General features: G+C 72.2%; 15 protein-coding genes. 5 read left to right on the top strand and 10 right to left on the bottom strand.

Features of this window, described 5'->3' with window-relative positions:
- Window positions 1-66 precede the first annotated feature (66 nt).
- Together CTJ15_RS13660 and CTJ15_RS13655 are read right to left on the bottom strand one after the other, a co-directional pair.
- On the bottom strand, window positions 67-1,227 hold the full coding sequence (locus CTJ15_RS13660; RefSeq protein ID WP_019461674.1) for a benzoate/H(+) symporter BenE family transporter: 1,161 nt from the start codon (window positions 1,225-1,227) through the stop codon (window positions 67-69).
- 363 nt (window positions 1,228-1,590) lie between these two features.
- Entirely contained in the window at window positions 1,591-2,502 is a 912-nt protein-coding gene (locus CTJ15_RS13655; protein WP_079253544.1) for an IclR family transcriptional regulator, read from the bottom strand.
- A 176-nt stretch (window positions 2,503-2,678) separates the two neighbouring features.
- Between CTJ15_RS13655 and CTJ15_RS13650 the strand changes: the two genes are divergently transcribed.
- The 4 genes from CTJ15_RS13650 to CTJ15_RS13635 all read left to right on the top strand — a co-directional run bounded on the left by CTJ15_RS13650 (window position 2,679) and on the right by CTJ15_RS13635 (window position 6,427).
- Entirely contained in the window at window positions 2,679-2,909 is a 231-nt protein-coding gene (locus CTJ15_RS13650; protein WP_216348670.1) for a hypothetical protein, read from the top strand.
- A 320-nt stretch (window positions 2,910-3,229) separates the two neighbouring features.
- Window positions 3,230-3,862, top strand: a complete 633-nt coding sequence (locus CTJ15_RS13645) for a RadC family protein (RefSeq protein WP_193009678.1) — start codon at window positions 3,230-3,232, stop codon at window positions 3,860-3,862.
- 2 nt (window positions 3,863-3,864) lie between these two features.
- Complete coding sequence (gene radC, locus CTJ15_RS13640) at window positions 3,865-4,665, top strand: DNA repair protein RadC (protein ID WP_058389941.1); 801 nt, start codon at window positions 3,865-3,867, stop codon at window positions 4,663-4,665.
- A 139-nt stretch (window positions 4,666-4,804) separates the two neighbouring features.
- Window positions 4,805-6,427, top strand: a complete 1,623-nt coding sequence (locus tag CTJ15_RS13635; protein ID WP_019461669.1) for an ABC-F family ATP-binding cassette domain-containing protein — start codon at window positions 4,805-4,807, stop codon at window positions 6,425-6,427.
- Between the two features lie 28 nt (window positions 6,428-6,455).
- On the opposite strand, the gene rsmA is transcribed toward CTJ15_RS13635, so the two are convergent.
- The 7 genes from rsmA to CTJ15_RS13600 all read right to left on the bottom strand — a co-directional run bounded on the left by rsmA (window position 6,456) and on the right by CTJ15_RS13600 (window position 15,457).
- Window positions 6,456-7,313 (bottom strand): 16S rRNA (adenine(1518)-N(6)/adenine(1519)-N(6))-dimethyltransferase RsmA, encoded by an 858-nt coding sequence (rsmA, locus tag CTJ15_RS13630; RefSeq protein WP_099781621.1) that lies wholly within the window; start codon window positions 7,311-7,313, stop codon window positions 6,456-6,458.
- Window positions 7,314-7,355: 42 nt separating this feature from the next.
- Complete coding sequence (locus CTJ15_RS13625) at window positions 7,356-8,735, bottom strand: peptidylprolyl isomerase (RefSeq protein ID WP_099781620.1); 1,380 nt, start codon at window positions 8,733-8,735, stop codon at window positions 7,356-7,358.
- Between the two features lie 104 nt (window positions 8,736-8,839).
- Complete coding sequence (locus CTJ15_RS13620; protein ID WP_226946133.1) at window positions 8,840-11,269, bottom strand: LPS-assembly protein LptD; 2,430 nt, start codon at window positions 11,267-11,269, stop codon at window positions 8,840-8,842.
- Window positions 11,269-12,405 carry an LPS export ABC transporter permease LptG gene (lptG, locus tag CTJ15_RS13615; protein WP_058389214.1) on the bottom strand — a complete coding sequence of 379 codons (1,137 nt, stop codon included), beginning with the start codon at window positions 12,403-12,405 and terminating at the stop codon, window positions 11,269-11,271. The genes CTJ15_RS13620 and lptG overlap by 1 nt, the downstream gene beginning before the upstream one ends.
- Window positions 12,402-13,556: an LPS export ABC transporter permease LptF gene (gene lptF / locus CTJ15_RS13610; RefSeq protein WP_019461664.1), complete on the bottom strand. Its 1,155-nt coding sequence runs from the start codon at window positions 13,554-13,556 to the stop codon at window positions 12,402-12,404. The genes lptG and lptF overlap by 4 nt, the downstream gene beginning before the upstream one ends.
- A gap of 170 nt (window positions 13,557-13,726) precedes the next feature.
- Window positions 13,727-15,163 (bottom strand): FAD-binding oxidoreductase, encoded by a 1,437-nt coding sequence (locus tag CTJ15_RS13605; protein WP_058389213.1) that lies wholly within the window; start codon window positions 15,161-15,163, stop codon window positions 13,727-13,729.
- Window positions 15,164-15,244: 81 nt separating this feature from the next.
- Window positions 15,245-15,457 carry a hypothetical protein gene (locus tag CTJ15_RS13600; RefSeq protein ID WP_151904047.1) on the bottom strand — a complete coding sequence of 71 codons (213 nt, stop codon included), beginning with the start codon at window positions 15,455-15,457 and terminating at the stop codon, window positions 15,245-15,247.
- Between the two features lie 271 nt (window positions 15,458-15,728).
- Between CTJ15_RS13600 and CTJ15_RS13595 the strand changes: the two genes are divergently transcribed.
- Window positions 15,729-16,175: a DUF3775 domain-containing protein gene (locus CTJ15_RS13595; protein WP_019461661.1), complete on the top strand. Its 447-nt coding sequence runs from the start codon at window positions 15,729-15,731 to the stop codon at window positions 16,173-16,175.
- Window positions 16,176-16,326: 151 nt separating this feature from the next.
- Here CTJ15_RS13595 and CTJ15_RS13590 read toward each other — a convergent pair whose 3' ends face one another.
- A complete protein-coding gene (locus CTJ15_RS13590) occupies window positions 16,327-17,055 on the bottom strand; it encodes a DUF1194 domain-containing protein (RefSeq protein WP_037250073.1) in 729 nt (242 codons plus the stop codon).
- Between the last annotated feature and the right edge of the window lie 132 nt (window positions 17,056-17,187).

The following is a 17,187-nucleotide window of genomic DNA, read 5'->3' as shown; positions in this document are numbered from 1 at the left end:
CCCGGCGTCCCGAAGAGGGCGCCGTCCGGTGGGCTCCTGGCTGGCCTGACGCCAGGTAAAGCGGGTTCAGGGTTCCAGCGGCCTGCGGAAGCGCGACAGCGCCAGCATGGCACCGCCCGCCAGCAGGCCCCAGAAGGCGCCGCTGATCCCGGCGAAGGCGGTGCCGGAAGCGGTGACGAGCAGGGTGACGATGGCCGCCTCGCGCTGTTCCGGCACGGCCATGGCGCCTTGCAGGGAACCGCCCAGCGCGCCCAGCAGGGCGAGGCCGGCCACCGCCTCCACCAGCACCGGCGCCGCCGCGACGAAGGCCGTGACGAAGCCCGCGAGCAGGCCGAAGAGGATGTAGCCCACGCCGTTCACCACGGCGGCCTTCCAGCGCTGCGCCGGGTCGGGATGCGCGTCCTCGTTGGCGCAAAGGGCGGCGGTGATGGCGGCGAGGTTGACCGCGTGGCCGCCCAGGAAGGCGGCGGCGACGGAGAAGAGGCCGGTGGCGCGGAACAGCGGCCCGGGCGCGGGGCGGTAGCCGTAGAGGCCGAGCGTGGCCAGGCCGGGGATGTTCTGCGAGGCCATGGTGACCAGGAAGAGCGGGATGGCGGTGCCGATCAGTGCCTGGAGGGTGAATTGCGGCATCACCGGCACGGGGATGGGCCAGCTCGCCGCGATGGGGGCGCCCGGCATCGCCAGGATGATCCCGAAGGCCACGATCACCGCCGCCGGCACGGCGAGCAGCCGGTGCAGCCGCCCGGCGATGGCCCAGGCCGCGATCACCGCCAGGGCCGGGCCCGGCATCTGCGCCACCGCGCGCACCGGGGCGAGGCAGAGGCCGAACAGCACCCCGGCCAGCATGGCGCTGGCCAGCGTGGCGGGGATGGCGGCCACCCAGCGGCCCAGCGGCTTCCACCAGCCCGCCAGAACCACCAGCAGGGCGGAGGCGAGGAAGGCGCCGACGGCCACCGGGAAGCCGCCCGCGATGGCGCCGGAACTGGCCAGGAGGGCGGCGCCGGGCGTGCTCCAGGCGACGCTGACGGGCATGCGGGTGCGCAGGCTGAGCAGGATGCCGCAGAGGCCCATGGCGACGGCCAGGGCCATGAGGCCGGAGGCGGCCTGGGCCGGGCTGGCCCCGGCGGCGGTCAGGCCGCGCAGCACCACGGCAAAGGAGCTGGCGAAGCCCACGAAGGCTGCCAGCAGGCCAGCGGCCAGGGTATGGGGCGGCAGGAGGTCTCGCATGGCGGCGGCATTCCCCGGCACCGCGAAAGGTGCGGCGCATGACATCCGGCCGGCGCTTCGGGGCGCCTCCGGCCAGGGTTGGCCGCGGCAAGGCCGCCCGGCCACGGGACCATGGCTGTGGGGGCCTGCGAATCGCCGGATCGGCACCCATGAAAGCCAAGTTCGCCCAGGGAGGCCATACACGGGGGGCGGCCGGGGCGCAGGCCGCCGGATCAGGCGGTGATGCCGCCAAGGAGCGGTGCCTTCCCCGCCACGCCCGCCTCCGGCCCCCGCGTCGCCGCTGTCACCGCCATGGCGGGGCCGCCGGCGCCGATCCCGGCGTGTCGCGGCTTCCCGCCCGCGTGCCCTCCGCCATCCCGCCCGTCAGCGCGGCCTCCCCATGGCGTTCCGGGCACCGTGCAGGGCGCGGTTCAGCAGGGGCGAGCCGAGGCTGGCCTGGGTCATCTCCGCCGCCGCCTCCAGCATCAGCGGGGCGAGCCCGTGCAGCTTCTCCTCCGGCAGGCGCATCAGCGGCCCGGCGATGCCGATCGTGGCACAGGCCGTGCCATCCGGCGCGCGCACCGGCGCCGCGATGGCCGACATCCAGGGAGTGAAGGTCTGGATCGCCACGGCATAGCCGCGCCTGCGGGTCTGGCGCAGTGCCTGGATCAGCGCCTTGGGCGTGCGCGGGGCGCGCGGGCCGAATTCCTCGGGCGGGCCGAAGCCCTGGCGCTCCACCAGGGCCAGGGCTTCCCCGTCGCCGAGCGTCGAGAGCCAGGCCCAGCCGCTGGCGCTGCAGGAGAGAGGGGCGACCTGGCCCATCTCCGGGTCGTAGCGCAGGCCGGACTGGGCGCCCTGCGCCCGGGCGACCCAGGTCAGGCTCCGGTTGGCGCCGTCGCCATCCATCACCGCGAGGCGCACCAGCTCGCCGCTCCGCGCGGCCAGGCGGTCCAGAACCGGCTGGGCGATGTCGGTGACGCCGCTGCGCGCCAGATAGGTGAAGGCAAGCGTCACCAGCCGCATGGTCAGGCGGTAGTCGCCATGGCCGCGTTCCTGCTGCACGACGCCGTGCCCGGCGAGTTCGGAAAGCAGGCGGTGCGAGGCGCTGAGGGGGATGCCCAGGCGATCGGCGATGGCCGAGATCGGCAGCCCGTCCGCATTCTCGGCCAGGAGCCGCAGCACGGCGAAGGTGCGGTCCATGACGCCGCTGGGCGCCGCCGAAGCGCCACGGCGCCCGCGGTCCCCGGAGGCGGCGAGGCCGCACGCCGGTTCGGCCTCGGATGGCATCGCGTTCATGCTGGGTACTCCGGATGCGCCGTGCCCGCTGCGAAAGGGCCGGCCGGGACCGGGTGGGGCGGGCCTCCGGGGTGGTACTGAAAGGGGCTTCCGATCTCAAGGAAAGATTCTGGAAAGTCTTTCCGGCGATCGGCAGGTCTCCCGCCGACCGCCGGAGATTGCGGATGGAGGGAATCATGTCCGGAAGCCTGAACGGCGCCACGCGCCTCTACCCGATCGTGGGCGACCCGGTCGCCCAGGTGAAATCGCCCTCCGGCGTCAGCCATGCGCTGGCGGAGCGGGGCATGAACGCGCTCTGCGTCCCCGCCCATGTGGCGCCGTGCGACCTCGGCTGCCGCACGGCGACCGGCGTGGACATGTTCCGTGTCGCGCAGGGCCTCATCGTCGGTTTCCTGCTCGACGGCTGAACGCCGGGCCGGGGGGACCGTCTCCGCTCACCCAGGCCGCCGGTCGGTGAGCCTGGCGCGGCGGGCGGCTTCCGCTTCCCCACCCGCCGGAACACGGCGCGGCGGAGCGACCGGTGCCTCCGGGACCTTGTTCGCTCCCCTGCGCGGGAAGTTGCCGGTGGCCCAAAGACATGCAACCTTCGGTTGATGCTCCCGCCTCCGGGGAGCGCCTGAAGGACGCGTCGATGCCGAGGGAAGATCCCGGGCTTCACGGAAATCGGGTCGGGTCCGGCAGCGGGCCGGTTTTCGCCGGCACCGGCCCCCAGGGCCACCGCAGCCGGATGCGGGAGCGGCTGCTGCAGGGTGGACCGGCGGCGCTGCCGGATTACGAGATCCTGGAGATGCTGCTCTTCCTGGGCATCCCGCGCCGGGACACCAAGCCGCTGGCCAAGGGGCTGATCAACCAGTTCGGCAGCCTCGCGGCGGTGCTGGGGGCTGACCCGCGATGGCTGCGGCGGACCACGGCGCTGGGCATGGACAGCATCGCCGCGCTGAACCTCGTCTCGGCGGCCGCCACGCGCCTCGCCCGGGCGGAGGAGACGGAACGGCCCGTGCTGAAGAGCTGGGACCGGCTGATGGCCTATCTGGCGGCGGCGCCCCTGGAGGCGGCGCCCGGCACCAGCCTGCCGCATGGGCGCGTCCTGTTCCTGGACAACCGGAACCGGCTGCTCGCCGACGAGAGCCAGGATGGCGTGCAGGAGCCGCGCGCCACTATGCGGCGGGCGCTGGAGCTGCATGCGACGGCCCTGATCCTGCTGACCTGGCGCCCCGGCGGCCAGCCGCGCGAGGAGGATGTGGCGCGCACGGAGCAGATGCGGAAGGCGGGCGCGCTGCTGGCCATCACCCTGCACGACCACCTGATCGCCGGTGGAAAGGCGGAACCGCTGAGCCTGCGGCGGGAGGGGTTGATCTGACGATGGCGGACGGTTTCTCGGATGTCGCCGGTTTCCTGTCGCGCGATCCGGCCCTGGCGCCCGTTCCGGGAAGCCGGCCGGTTCCGGCGCCCGAGGTTCCGGCCGCCGGCGTTCCGGTTCCGGGCGGCCCGGCCTCCGCGGCGCGGCCCGGGTCGCCCGTGGAGCTGCGCCGCCGCCTGCTCAACGAGGGCGAGGCGGCGCTGTCGGAGGAGGACATGACGGCGCTGCTGCTGGGCTTCGTCCTGCCTGCCGACCCGCGCGCCCTGGCGCAGGCGGCGCTGCGCCGCTTCGGCAGCTTCGCCGCCCTGCTTTCGGCCAGCCAGCGGGAGCTGCGCGGCGTGCCCGGCCTCGGCACCCACAGCATCGCGGCGCTCAAGCTGGTGCAGGAGGCGGCGCTGCGCCTCGCCCGGGCGGAGGTCATGGCGGCGCCGGTGCTGGACAACTGGGACCGGCTGCTCGCCTATCTCACCGCCTCCCTGGCGCGGGAGCGGATCGAGCAGTTCCGGGTCCTGTTCCTGGATGCGGAGGAGCGGCTGCTGGCCGACGAGGCGCAGGCGCGCGGCACGGTGAACCATACGCCGGTCTATCCGCGCGAGGTGGTCAAGCGCGCGCTGGAGCTGGACGCCGCGCGGCTGATCCTGGTTCACAACCATCCGAGCGGCGACCCCACGCCGTCCCGCGACGACCTGCTGATGACCGAGCAGGTCCGGCAGGCGGCGGAATGCCTGGGCATCGCGTTGCAGGACCACGTGATCGTGGGCAACGGGCGGCATACCAGCTTCCGGCGGGAAGGGTTGCTGTAGGGGGAGCCGGGCGAGGGGCGGAAAGGGGCGCCCCCCACCCTGCCGTTCCGGCGGTGGTTGACGGCCGGTCTGCGGATGTGGTCTCGGACGGCTCCTCCCGGCGTCGGCGCGCCGCACCCATCCCAGGCCGAGAGTATCCATGATCCGCCTCGACTCCATCAGCAAGCAGAACGGCCAGCAGCTCGTCTTCATCGAGGCCTCGGCGGCGCTCCAGCGCGGCGAGAAGGCCGGGCTGGTCGGCCCCAACGGCGCGGGCAAGACCACGCTGTTCCGCATGATCACCGGGCGGGAGCAGCCGGATGACGGCCAGGTGCTGGTGGACCGTGGCGTCAGCATCGGCTTCTTCAGCCAGGATGTGGGGGAGATGTCCGGCCGCACCCCGGTGGCGGAGGTGATGGACGGCGCCGGCGATGTCAGCACCGTGGCGGCCGAGCTGGCGGTGCTGGAGGCCGCCATGGCGGACCCCGCGCAGGCGGAGGACCTCGACGCCATCATCGAGCGCTTCGGCGAGGTGCAGGGGCGCTTCGAGGAGCTGGGCGGCTACGCGCTGGAAGGCCGCGCGCGGGAGGTGCTGGCAGGCCTCGGCTTCAGCCAGGAGATGATGGAGGGCGATGTCGGCAAGCTGTCCGGCGGCTGGAAGATGCGCGTGGCGCTGGCGCGCATCCTGCTGATGCGCCCGGACGTGATGCTGCTGGACGAGCCCAGCAACCACCTGGACCTGGAAAGCCTGATCTGGCTGGAACAGTTCCTCAAGGGCTATGACGGCGCGCTGCTGATGACCTCGCACGACCGCGAGTTCATGAACCGCATCATCAACAAGGTGCTGGAGATCGATGGCGGGGCGCTGACCTCCTATTCCGGCGATTACGCCTTCTATGAGCAGCAGCGCGCCATGAACGAGCGGCAGCAGCAGGCGCAGTTCGAGCGGCAGCAGGCGATGCTGGCCAAGGAGATCGCCTTCATCGAGCGCTTCAAGGCCCGCGCCTCCCACGCCGCGCAGGTGCAGAGCCGCGTCAAGAAGCTGGAGAAGATCGACCGCGTCGAGCCCCCGAAGCGCCGCCAGACCGTGGTGTTCGAGTTCGGCCAGGCGCCGCGCTCGGGCGACGACGTGGCGAACCTGAAGGGCGTGCACAAGCGCTACGGCAACAGGGTGATCTACGAGGGGCTGGACTTCCTCCTGCGCCGCAAGGAACGCTGCTGCGTGCTGGGCATCAACGGCGCCGGCAAGTCCACGCTGCTGAAGCTGGTGGCGGGGACGACCGAGCCGGACCAGGGCAGCGTGACGCTCGGCGGCAGCGTGAGGATGGGCTATTTCGCGCAGCACGCCATGGAGCTGCTGGATGGCGACCGCACGGTGTTCCAGTCGCTGGAGGACGCCTTCCCCCAGGCGGCGCAGGGCTCGCTGCGGGCGCTGGCCGGCTGCTTCGGCTTCTCGGGCGACGAGGTGGAGAAGAAGTGCCGCGTGCTCTCGGGTGGGGAGAAGGCTCGGCTGGTGATGGCGCGGATGCTCTACGACCCGCCGAACTTCCTGGTGCTGGACGAGCCGACCAACCACCTGGACATGGCGACCAAGGAGATGCTGATCGCGGCCCTGTCGGAGTACGAGGGCACCATGCTGTTCGTCTCGCATGACCGGCACTTCCTGGCGGCGCTGTCCAACCGCGTGCTGGAGCTGACGCCGGAAGGCATCCACCGGTACGACGGCGGCTATACCGAATACGTGGCGCGCACCGGTCAGGAGGCGCCGGGGCTGCACGGCTGAGGCCGGGCGGCCTGCCCCGGGGCGAGCCTCAGCCGGTCCCGCGCGCCAGCAGGGCCTGTGCCAGGGCCTCGAACTCGGCGATGTCCAGCGTTTCCGCGCGGCGCGTCGGCTCGATGCCGCAGCCCGACAGCAGCGCCTCGGCCCCGCCCAGCGACTTCAGCGAGCCGCGCAGCATCTTGCGGCGCTGGCCGAAGGCGGCGGCGGTGACACGCTCCATGGCGCGGGCCAGGGCCGGTTCCGGCTGCACCGGGCGCGGCACGAGATGCACCACGGCGGACCAGACCCTGGGCGGCGGCGAGAAGGCGCCGGGCGGCAGGCGCAGCACCATGCTGGCCGCGCAGCGCCATTGCGCGAGGACCGCGAGGCGGCCGTAATGCTCCGTGTCCGGGGCGGCGACGATCCGCTCGGCCACTTCGAGCTGGAACATCAGCGTCAGGGATTCCCAGGCGCCGGCCTGGGACAGCCAGTTCACCAGCAGCGGCGTGCCGACATTGTAGGGCAGGTTGGCCACGACCTTGCGCGGCGTGCCGGTGAGGGCGGCGGCGTCCACCGCCAGCGCATCGGCCTCCAGCACCGTCAGCCGTCCGGGGAAGGCGGCGGAAAGCTCCGCCAGGGCGGCGATGGCGCGGCGGTCCAGCTCGATGGCGGTGACATGCGCGGCCGGGCTGTCCAGCAGGGCGCGGGTCAGCCCGCCGGGGCCGGGGCCGACCTCCACCACATGGCGGCCGGCGAGGTCGCCGGCCTGCCGCGCCACGCGCTCGCAGACCGCGGGGTCCAGCAGGAAGTGCTGGCCGAGCGACTTGCGCGCGTCCAGCCCATGGCGGGCCACCGTGTCCCGGAGAGAGGGCAGGGCAGCGGGCGTATCCGGTTCCGGGGCGTCAGACATGGGCCACGCGGTGCCCCGTCGCGATGCGGCCTGGCATGGGCATCAGCCGTCCCTGGCGGCGCTGGGCCGGATGCGCATGTCGATCTGCGCCTGGCGGCGCAGGTTGCGCTGCTGCTGCTGCGAGACCAGCTCGACGCGCTCGCGCAGGATCTGCGCCTTGGCCATCTCCGGCGTGTACTGGGCGAGATTGCGGCTTTCGCGCGAGCAGACGGCGATCACCAGGATGCCGTCCGGCGTCACGATCGGCTGGCTGGCGCGGCCGGGGGAAAGGCTGGCGACGAGCTGGCGCAGCTGCGGCGGCTCCAGCGTCTCCTGCCGCACCTGCCCGGGATCGGCGGGGCGGACGCTGCCGGCGGCGCGGTTCGCCGCCTCCACCGCGTCGCAGCCGCCGGTCACGCGCTGCGCCTTTTCCAGCTGGCCGCGCTGCTGCTCGGTCGGGTTCTGCGGATCGAGCTGGCTGGTGAAGGGCAGGAAGGCCTGGCGCAGCGTGACCAGCGTGGCGATGTCGCGGCCGGTCTCGCGCTTCTGCCGCAGGGCGACGATGCGGTAGCCGCCCGGCACGCGCACGGCGTTGCTGATGGCGCCGACCGGCATCTGCGTGATGATGCGGGCGATCTCGGGCTCCAGCTCCTCCGGGCGGACCCAGCCGAGGTCGCCGCCCTGCAGGGCCGTCTGGCTCTGCGAGAACTGCGTCGCGGCCACGGGGAAGGGCATGCCGGCGCGCAGGCGGCCGACCACGTCGTTGACGAAGCGCTGCACCTCGTCGGCGCGGGCGGGGTCGTCCACGGGCACGAAGATCTCGGAGACCTGGTATTCCGGCTGGCCGACCCGCGCCTCGTGCGCTTCCACGCGCTCGCGGATCTCGGCCTCGGTGGGCTCGGCCTGCTGGCCCAGGGCCTGGCGGATCAGGCGCGACCAGCCGATCTGCACGCGGATCTGGTCGAACAGCACCCGCGTGTCCACGCCGCCGGCGCGGAGCTGGGCCACCAGCCCGCCCTTGGGCAGGTTGTTGCGGCTCTCGATGTCGGAAAGGGCGGCCGCCACCTCCTCGTCGCTGACCACGATGCGCCGGCGCCGCATCTCCTGCAGGCGGAGCCGGTCGTCGATCACGAGGCGGACGATCTGCGGCTCCAGCCTCGTGATCAGGTCGCTGGAGGCGCCAAGCCCCGTGGTCATGGCGAAGAGCCTGGCGCGGCTCGCCACCTCGGACTGGGTGACCACCTCGCCGTTCACCACGGCGACGATGCGGTTCATGTCCTGGGGTGCCGGGGCGGCCTGTCCGTGGCCGGCGCGCGCGGGGGGGCGGGGCTGGGCCTGGGCCGCCACCGGGAAGCCGGCCGGCAGGGCCAGCGCCATGGCCAGCGGGAGGGCGAGCGGCGCCAGGCGGATCGGGCGGCGGGGGAGGGGGAGGGAGCGTCGCATGGGCTTGTTCCGGGATCAGGTCCGCCCGCCGGCTGCGTGGCCCGGGGCCTGGGGACCGGATCCGCGGGGCGGGAAGGGCAGGGGGAGGGCGGGTAGGCAGGGCATCAGAGGGCGCGGAAGCCGAAATCGCCCAGCGTCTTGAAGCCGAGGCGGATGAGCACCGTGGTGGAGGACGGATAGAGCGCGCCGGAGGTCTGCTCGGCATAGGACTTGTAGAAGCGGGTATCCAGGATCAGGCACTCGTCCTCGTAGGTGAGGTTCGCGCCGACCGAGACGCCGCGCTTGAACTCCAGGTCGTAGCGGCCGAAGGCGCCCGTGGACCAGTGCTGGCCGACCTTCACGTTGGCGGAGCCGTAGACCTCCCGCCGATAGGTGGCGGGCGTCAGGTAGTCCTTCGGCACGGAGTAGAAGTAGCCGGCCGTGGTGCTGACCGGCACGCCCGTCAGAGGGCCGAGATCGAGCCGCGAGGAGACGTCGATCATCTGCCGGTCGAGGCTGCTCTTGTCGAAGCGGCCGCGGCCGATCACGCTCAGCCAGGGCGTGGGCGAGACGCGGACGCGGGCGACCAGGTCGGAGACCTCGTCGCGCAGGCCGGAGCGTGCCGCGAAGACCTCCTCCTTGGAGGCGCGGTAGGACTGGCCGACCAGCCCCTCGATCTGGCCCCCATTGGGGAAGAACCAGGCCGAGCGCAGCGCCGCGTCGATGCGGGAGCCGCCTTCCTGCCGGTCGCGGCCGGTGAAGCGGTTCAGCGAGAAGAGATTGGCGTCGGTGAACTCGAAGTCGAGGCTGTCCTCGTTCGGGATCAGCGTCTGGCGGCCGGTGGCGGGGCCGGTCACGAACTGCACATGCGGCTCGATGAGCTGGCTGCCATAGGCGCCGGCGGAGCGGATGAAGGGCATGCGCCAGTCGATGGCGGCGCGGACATTGCCGGTCGCCGTCTCGCGGCTGTTCACCGAGGCGCGGAAGGGGGCATCGTCGAAGTCGTTGACGGAATAGCCCATGGCGTCGCCCTGGAACCTGAAGGTCCAGAGGTCGCCCAGCAACCCGTAGCGCGGCAGGTCGTAGGTCAGGCGCGTGGAAAGGCGGCGGGTATCCGTGCCCTCGGTGCGGAACAGGAAGAAGTCGGAGGTGTCGATCGTCGCCAGCCCGCCCAGGCTGTCGGGACGGAAGGCGTGCTCGACGAAGATGTTGGGCAGGACATAGGGGATCTGGCCCACGTCATCGACGTCGCGCAGGCCCTGATAGGCGCGGCCGTCGATCTTGGCGTAGGTGTCGGTGCCCCAGAAGCCCTCGGCGTAGAGGTTGCTCGTCAGCACCCGCTGGGTCGGGAAGCGGAAGGCGCGCAGATAGGTCTCGGAGGTGGCGCGGTTGGCGTTGAAGCCGACGCGCCAGTTCTCGTCGATGTTGAAGCTGCCCTTGCTGAAGACATGGCTGCCGACGCCCTTCTCGCCATTGGTCTGGTTGCCGTCCAGCTCGCCGATCGAGCCCTGGATGTCGATCTGGCCGAAGTTGAAGCGCCGGCGGTAGCGGGCGGCCAGCGAGGGCAGCACGCGGGTCGAGACGGTGGGCGTGAGCGTCAGGTCGGAGCTGCCGTCGATGGCCCAGTAATAGGGCAGCTCGACGAAGCCGCCGAGGTAGCGCGTCTGGCCGAAGGAGGGCGAGAGGAAGCCCGAGGAGCGCGGCGCCGAGGGGTCGGGCATGGAGAGATAGGGCGAGTAGAAGACCGGCCAGCCGTCGAGCCGCACCTGCGCGTCGCGGAAGCGGATGCGCTGGGCTTCCTCGTCGCGGGTGGCGAGGCGGGACTGGATCTGCCAGAGCGGCGGGCGCGTCGGGTCCTCGGCGCAGAGGTTGCAGGCCGAATAGACCGGCCGCGTCATGTCGGTGATGGCGCCGGCGGGGCGGTCGGTGCGGCGGGCGCCGTTGGCCACCAGCTTGCCGTTCTGGGCGAGCAGGGCGCTCACCCCTTCCAGCACGCCGTCCTTCATGTTGCCCGTCAGCTCGGCGCGGTCGGCGAAGAGCACCTGTCCGTCCGGCTGGAGGAGCTGGACATTGCCTTCCGCCGTGGCGACGCCGGTTTCGCGGTTATAGGTGAACTTGTCAGCGCGCAGGATCTGCTCGTTCTGCCAGGCCTCGACATGGCCGGTGGCGGTCACGACCTTGCTGTTGTCGTCGTAGTCCACCTGGTCGGCGGTGAAGGTGACGGGGGCGTCGCGGTCCGCCGGGCTGCCCAGCAGGCTGCCGAAGGCGCTGCCGGCGCTGGGCGCGGCCGAGGGCTGGGCGCTGGCGCCGGGCGGGGCTCCGGCGGGCACCTCGGTGGTGCCGGCGCCGGCCATGGGCAGGGTGCCGCCCGTCTCCTGCGCGCCCAGCGGTCCCGCGAGCAGCAGGCAGAGGGCCGTGCCGCCCAGCAGTGCCGGGCGCCGCGCCCTTCCGCGGGGGGGCCGGAGGGCGGCCCGGAACGCGGTGGGGAAGGCTCCCCGGGACGCCTCCTGGGATGCCTCCCGGGACGCTCCCCGGGGTGAGGCCTGTCGGCGCATCAGCCGTCCTCCAGATGCAGCAAAAGGGTGAGGGCCAGCAGCAGGCCGGCCAGGGCGGGTGCCCAGGCGGCCAGGGCGACGGGGAGGGTGCCGGTCTCGCCGAACTCCCCCGCCACCCGGTCCAGAACGAAGAGGGCGAAGCCCGCCGCCACGCCGAGGCCCAGCATCTGCGCCACGCCGCCGCGCCGGGCTTGGCGCATGGAGAAGCCGGCCGAGAGCAGCGCCATGGCCAGGCACAGCACCGGCAGGGCCAGCAGCGACTGGTAGTGCAGGCGGTGCCGCACCGCCGAGAAGCCGGCCGATTCCAGCACCCCGATGAAGTCCGGCAGCGCCCAGAAGGACAGGGTGTCGGGGCTGGCGAAGCTGTCCTCGATGCGGGCGGGGGTCAGGTCGGTGGGCAGGGCGATCCGCATGGGGTCGGAGGCGCGGCGGTCCTGCCCGAAGGTCACGGCGTTCTCCAGCACCCATTCGCCGACGCCGCCATGGCTCTGCAGCTCCGCATGCGGCGCCTCGACGCGGGCCAGTGGCTTGTCGTCGCCCGACAGGCGCCAGACGCTGACATCGTCGAGCTTCAGGGCGGCGCGCTCGATCCGATTGCTGTTCGCCGCCGGCCGCCCGGCCAGGATGGCGACGCCCTGCGGGTCCAGGGCCCGGTCCGCCTGCCGCAGCCAGAGCCGCCCGCCCGCCAGGGCGGTGATGCCGGAGGCGTTGCGCAGGTAGATGCCGTCCAGCCGTTCCGCCCGGGCCAGCATGGCGGAGGAGAGCGGCGAGATGCCGGTGGTGGCGACGATGCCGATCACCAGCGCCACCACCGCAGGGCCGGTCAGGAAGCCCCAGGCGGAGATGCCGGCGGCGCGGGCCACCACCAGCTCCGAGGAGCGGGACAGGCGCCAGAAGGCGACGATGCCGCCCAGCAGCATGGCGAAGGGCAGGATCTGCAGGGCCATGAAGGGCAGGCGCAGCCCGCCGATCGTGGCCACGATGCCGAAGCTGGCCTCCGCCCGGGTGGCGGCGCGGCGCAGCAGCTCGATGAAGTCGAACAGCGAGACCAGCCCGGTGAGCGCCAGCAGCAGGGCCAGGACCATGGCCGTGAAGCGCCGGGCCACATAGAGGGTGAAGGTGAGGGGCAGGCTCATGCGGCGGCGAGCCGCCGGCGGCGCGGCCAGCCGGGCATGCCCGACAGCACCCAGGCGGAAACCAGGCCGGGGCCGACCGCGTGCAGCCAGATCAGCGGCACCAGGGCGTTGTTGCGGGCGGCGAGGTTGCCCACGGCCAGGCCGAGCGCCAGCAGCCCGACCACGGTGCCGACGCCGACGCCGATGGCGAAGCCGCCGCCATGGCGGCGGAAGCCGCTGGCCAGGGCGGTGGCCAGGCCGACCAGGGCGAAGGACAGGGTGGTCAGGGGATTCGAGAGGCGCTGGTGCGCCTCGGCGTAGAATTTGCGGATGTCGCGCTCCGGCAGGTTCTCGGCGGGGTCGGGGTGCAACAGCTCGCTCACCGAACGTTCCCGCGAATCGCGGTTGCGGGAATCATCGTCGCTCCGGCCGGTGCGGGCCAGATCCACGCTGTTCTCGCCGAAGGTGAGCACCGCGAGGCGCAGGGTGGGCGGGGTTCCGGGGGGGCTGCCGGCGGGCGGGGCCACGCGCTCCACCTGCTGGCGCTGGCCGTTGAGCAGGATCACCCGGGGTCCGCTCGGGGTCTGGGTGATGCGCCCTTCCTCCGCCAGGATGGTCACCGGGGCGCCGGCGTCGCGGCTGTCCTGCACCAGGATCCCCCGCAGCGTGCCGTCGCGCTCCCGCAGCCGGGCATAGACGGTGAGGTCGTCGCCGACGCTGCTGAAGACCCCCTCCTGCACCAGGATCGCGGCCATCTGGTTGCGGATCTCGAACTGCCAGGTGCGGAAGGCGGTGTGGCTCATCGGCACCAGCCAGAGCTGGAGCATGAAGCAGAGGCCGGTGGCGATCGCCGCCAGGTACAGGGCGGGGCGGGAAAGCTGCCACTGCGACAGGCCGGCCGCGCGCATTACCACCAGCTCCCGGTCCGTGGACAGGCGCACATAGGTGAAGAGCGTCACCACGAAGGTCGCGATCGGCAGGATCACGGCGAAGAAGGAGGGCATCAGCAGCCCGGTCAGTTCCAGGAAGACGGCAAAGGACAGGCCCCGGTCGAGCACGAGCTCGATGAAGCGGAGGCTCTGGGTCAGCCAGATGAGCAGCGCCAGCCCCACCGTGACCGCGATGAGGGCGACGGCGAGCTGGCGGAAGATGTAACGATCCAGCCGTGACATGGCGGGGGCAACCTATCCAGCCGAGGGGGCGCCGGCAAATCGGCGCCCAGGAACCGCCAGCCTCTACAGCCTTTCCGTGGCCTTTCCGAGGCTTGTCATGGCTTCTTCGCGAAACCCGGAAACCCGCTGTTGCAGATGGGTGCCGCTTGCGGGGGCCGGGGCGGGCGGGTTCAGCCCGGAAAGACCTTACCCGGGTTCATCAGCCCCTGCGGGTCCAGCGCCGCCTTGATCCGGCGCATCGCCTCGTATTCCGCGCCGCCGCGCCAGTCGGCCAGCATGTCGGTCTTGAGCCGCCCGACCCCATGCTCGGCGGAGAAGGAGCCGTCCAGGTCGCGGACCACGGCGTTCACCGCCTCCATCAGGTCATGGGCGCGGGCCATGAAGGCGGCGGGTTCCATCCCCTCGGGCTGGACCACGTTCATGTGGATGTTGCCGTCGCCCATGTGGCCGAAGGGCACCGGGCGGCAGCCGGGCACCAGGGCCCGCATGGCCTCGGCCGAGCGGCGGATCATCTCCGGCACCCGGGAGACCGGGACGGAGACATCATTCTTCACATTCCCGCCGGCGCGCTTCTGGGCCTCGGCATGTTCCTCCCGCAGCCGCCACAGGTTGGCGGCCTGGGCTTCGCTTTCCGGCAGGGCGGCGTCGAGCACCTCGCCAGCCTCCAGCGCCTCCTCCAGCACCGCCTCCATCAGCCCGCGCAGGTCGGCATCGGGGCGGGAGGAGGCGAGGTCCACCAGCACGTAGTGATCGGCGCGTCCGGCAAGGGGCAGGGTCGCGCCCTCGATCAGGCTCGTCACGAAGTCCATCCCGGCGCCGGACATGTATTCGAAGGAACGGACGCTGCCTTCGTCCCGGTCGCGGAAGCGGCGGAACAGGGCCAGGGCCGCGTCCTCGTCGGCCATGGCGCAGAGGGCCAGGGCGGTGGTGCGGGGGCGGGGGAAGAGGCGCAGCACGGCGGCGGTGATGATGCCCAGCGTGCCCTCGGAGCCGGCGAAGAGCTGGCGCAGGGCGAAGCCGGTGTTGTCCTTGCGGAGGCGGCGCAGCCCCTCGATCACGCTGCCATCGGGCAGGACCACCTCGATGCCCATCAGCAGGTCGCGGGCATTGCCGTAGCGGACCGTGTTGTTGCCGCCGGCATTGGTGGCCAGCACGCCGCCGATGGTGGCGGAGCCCTCGGCGCTGAGGGACAGCGGAAAGAGGCAGCCCGCTTCGGCGGCCGCGTCCTGGGCGTTCTTCAGGATCACCCCGGCCTCCGCCACCATGGTCATGTCCACCGGGTCGATGTCGCGGATGCGGTTCATCCGGGCCAGGGAAAGCACCACCTGCCGCCCGCTCTCGTCCGGCATGGCGCCGCCGACCATGGAGGTGTTGCCGCCCTGCGGCACCACGGCGACGCCCGCCTGGCCGAGCAGCCGCATCGCCGCCGCCAGCTCCGCCGTGTTCGCCGGACGCAGTAGGGCCGGCGAGGCGCCGTGGTAGAGGCCGCGCCAGTCCGACAGGAAGGGCTCCATGTCCGCGGGATCGGTGACGAGCCCGCGCGGGCCCAGCAGGGTGGAGAGCGCGTCCAGCAAGGCCGGCGGCAAGGTGGTAGGGGCGTCGGTCATGGTGCCCCAAGGGATGCCAGTTGGCCCTCCCCGGTCAAGAGACCGCGATGAGAGTCGCGTGGCGAGGTCCGGCGCCGGGCGTCAGGTGCGGTGGATGACCTTGCGCGGCCCTTCCTGCCCAACGGCGCAGAGATGGAAGGCGGGGCGCAGGGTAGCCTCGGGCTCGTCGTCCTCGATGGGCGGCAGCGGGCGCAAGGGAGAACTGGCAGGGGATTTCGGAGTGCGGCGCGCGGCGACCTCCTGCGGCAGGCCGAAGGCAGTTCCCCGGGCACCGAGGCCGCTGTCGCAGGACATGGCGGGCTGGGGCGGAATCGGGGCATCGGAGGACCCCGCGGGAGTGGCCATCGCCGCGCCCGACATCATCAGAAAGAACCCTGCCATCGCCACCCGCATCCCGTCTGCCCTCCGCTGTTGCAGTTATACAACTCCGCACGCCTGAGATGGTAATTCTGCCACATATCCTATTGACTGTGGCCAATTTCCAATCGGCGTTTCCAACGCGAAGCCGAAGCCCTGGTTTCGGCGTTGGGCGGGCACAGCAACCCGAACGGCAGAGGTAGGCTCGATGAGCGACCGCCCAGACCCCACCGGCACCGGCCCCGCCGGCGGCCCCGACAATGACGACGACCTGGATCTCGGGATCGGGATTCCGACCGTCGTGAGCATCATCGACACCGCCCGCCAGGTGGACGAGCTGGTCGAGGACGAGGAAAACGAGGATCTGCAGGACGAGGAGGCGCTCGACGATTCCGATCCCGAGGGCCTCGCCGAGATGCTGGAGGAGCAGATCACCGCGCTGAACGAGGACGAGCAGGCGGCGCTGATCGCCCTCGCCTGGATCGGGCGCGGCGACTACGAGGCCGAGGACTGGGAGGAGGCGCTGCGCCTGGCGCGGGAACGCAACGAGCGTGGCGACGCGGCCAGCTACCTCACGGGCATGGAGATGCTGGGCGACCTGCTCTCCGAGGGTCTGGAGGCGTTCGGTATCTCGCCGGAGGAAACGGCGCGCTGAGGGCAGGCCCGGCCTCCCCTGCCCCGGAGCCCCTGCCGGCCCGGCCGTGTCCGGTTGGAGGGCGTCCGGCGAAGGGGAGCGCGGACCGGATGCCTTGCCCCGCGGTCCCCCCCCCCGTCGGCATGGGGCGGCGTGGGGCGGCTCCGCGCCTTCAGCCGCGCATCATGCGGGGGCCATCCAGCCCGGCGACCTCGCGGACCAGCTTGCGCCGCACGGCGTTCTCGAAGGCGTCGAAGTCGGCGGCCGAGATGAGAAAGGCGCCGGGACCGCCGATCACGTTTTGCGCGTAGTACTGGTCGAGCGGCAAAGGCGGCATGCGGCCATAGGCGGGGCGGTCGTTCATGATGGGCAGGCCGTTGATCACGATCCCGTCCGCCACGGCGCGGTCCCGCGCCTCCTCGGCCGGCGGACCGCTGTTGTTCACCCCGTCCCCGGACACGTCGATCACGCGGCGCATCGCCTCGTAGGGCATGTCGCCCAGCAACTGGTGCGAGAAGTCGATGCCGCCCGAGATCGAGGTCCAGGACAGGGACTGGCGCGGGGCGCGGTCCAGCGCCCCGGCCCAGTTCTCCGCATCGGTCTGGCTGGCGATCTGGGTCCAGGGGATCACCAGCCTCTGGTACTCGGCGCCCGCCCATTCGACATAGGCCAGGGCGATGCTGCCGATCATGCCGCCCCGGATCGCGGCCACCACGCGGGGATCGGTGACCGCCTTGCGGTAGCCTTCCCGCTGCAGGCGGGCCTCGTCCTCGTCGATGGAGCGCGACACGTCCACGGCGAGCACGAGGGCGACGTCGACGGGTTCCGCGGCGCGGGCCAGCCTGGGATGGGCCAGGAGGCCCATGGCCCCACCAGCGATCAGCAGGGATCGACGGCGCATCAGCACACTCCCGAATGACCAAGGGGGAGTCAGTGCATCAGGATCGCAATGTGCGTCGCAACAGAATTCGGACCGGTGAAGTCACGAATGCGGGAAAGCCCGGCTTCCGCCTCGCCTGTCGCGGGAGATGTC

Source organism: Roseomonas sp. FDAARGOS_362, from assembly GCF_002754815.1.
GTDB lineage: Bacteria > Pseudomonadota > Alphaproteobacteria > Acetobacterales > Acetobacteraceae > Roseomonas > Roseomonas mucosa.
The sequence above is the reverse complement of the archived record's forward strand: the minus strand, read 5'-3'. Positions and strand labels throughout refer to the sequence as shown.

Coding starts and splice junctions, on each gene's coding strand:
- radC (WP_058389941.1), top strand. CDS start 3,865: ATGGCGGACGGTTTCTCGGATGTCGCCGGTTTCCTGTCGCGCGATCCG.
- CTJ15_RS13590 (WP_037250073.1), bottom strand. CDS start 17,055: ATGCGCCGTCGATCCCTGCTGATCGCTGGTGGGGCCATGGGCCTCCTG.
- CTJ15_RS13660 (WP_019461674.1), bottom strand. CDS start 1,227: ATGCGAGACCTCCTGCCGCCCCATACCCTGGCCGCTGGCCTGCTGGCA.
- CTJ15_RS13625 (WP_099781620.1), bottom strand. CDS start 8,735: ATGCGACGCTCCCTCCCCCTCCCCCGCCGCCCGATCCGCCTGGCGCCG.
- CTJ15_RS13595 (WP_019461661.1), top strand. CDS start 15,729: ATGAGCGACCGCCCAGACCCCACCGGCACCGGCCCCGCCGGCGGCCCC.
- CTJ15_RS13605 (WP_058389213.1), bottom strand. CDS start 15,163: ATGACCGACGCCCCTACCACCTTGCCGCCGGCCTTGCTGGACGCGCTC.
- lptG (WP_058389214.1), bottom strand. CDS start 12,405: ATGAGCCTGCCCCTCACCTTCACCCTCTATGTGGCCCGGCGCTTCACG.
- CTJ15_RS13635 (WP_019461669.1), top strand. CDS start 4,805: ATGATCCGCCTCGACTCCATCAGCAAGCAGAACGGCCAGCAGCTCGTC.
- CTJ15_RS13655 (WP_079253544.1), bottom strand. CDS start 2,502: ATGAACGCGATGCCATCCGAGGCCGAACCGGCGTGCGGCCTCGCCGCC.
- CTJ15_RS13620 (WP_226946133.1), bottom strand. CDS start 11,269: ATGCGCCGACAGGCCTCACCCCGGGGAGCGTCCCGGGAGGCATCCCAG.
- lptF (WP_019461664.1), bottom strand. CDS start 13,556: ATGTCACGGCTGGATCGTTACATCTTCCGCCAGCTCGCCGTCGCCCTC.
- CTJ15_RS13600 (WP_151904047.1), bottom strand. CDS start 15,457: ATGTCCTGCGACAGCGGCCTCGGTGCCCGGGGAACTGCCTTCGGCCTG.
- rsmA (WP_099781621.1), bottom strand. CDS start 7,313: ATGTCTGACGCCCCGGAACCGGATACGCCCGCTGCCCTGCCCTCTCTC.
- CTJ15_RS13650 (WP_216348670.1), top strand. CDS start 2,679: ATGTCCGGAAGCCTGAACGGCGCCACGCGCCTCTACCCGATCGTGGGC.
- CTJ15_RS13645 (WP_193009678.1), top strand. CDS start 3,230: ATGCGGGAGCGGCTGCTGCAGGGTGGACCGGCGGCGCTGCCGGATTAC.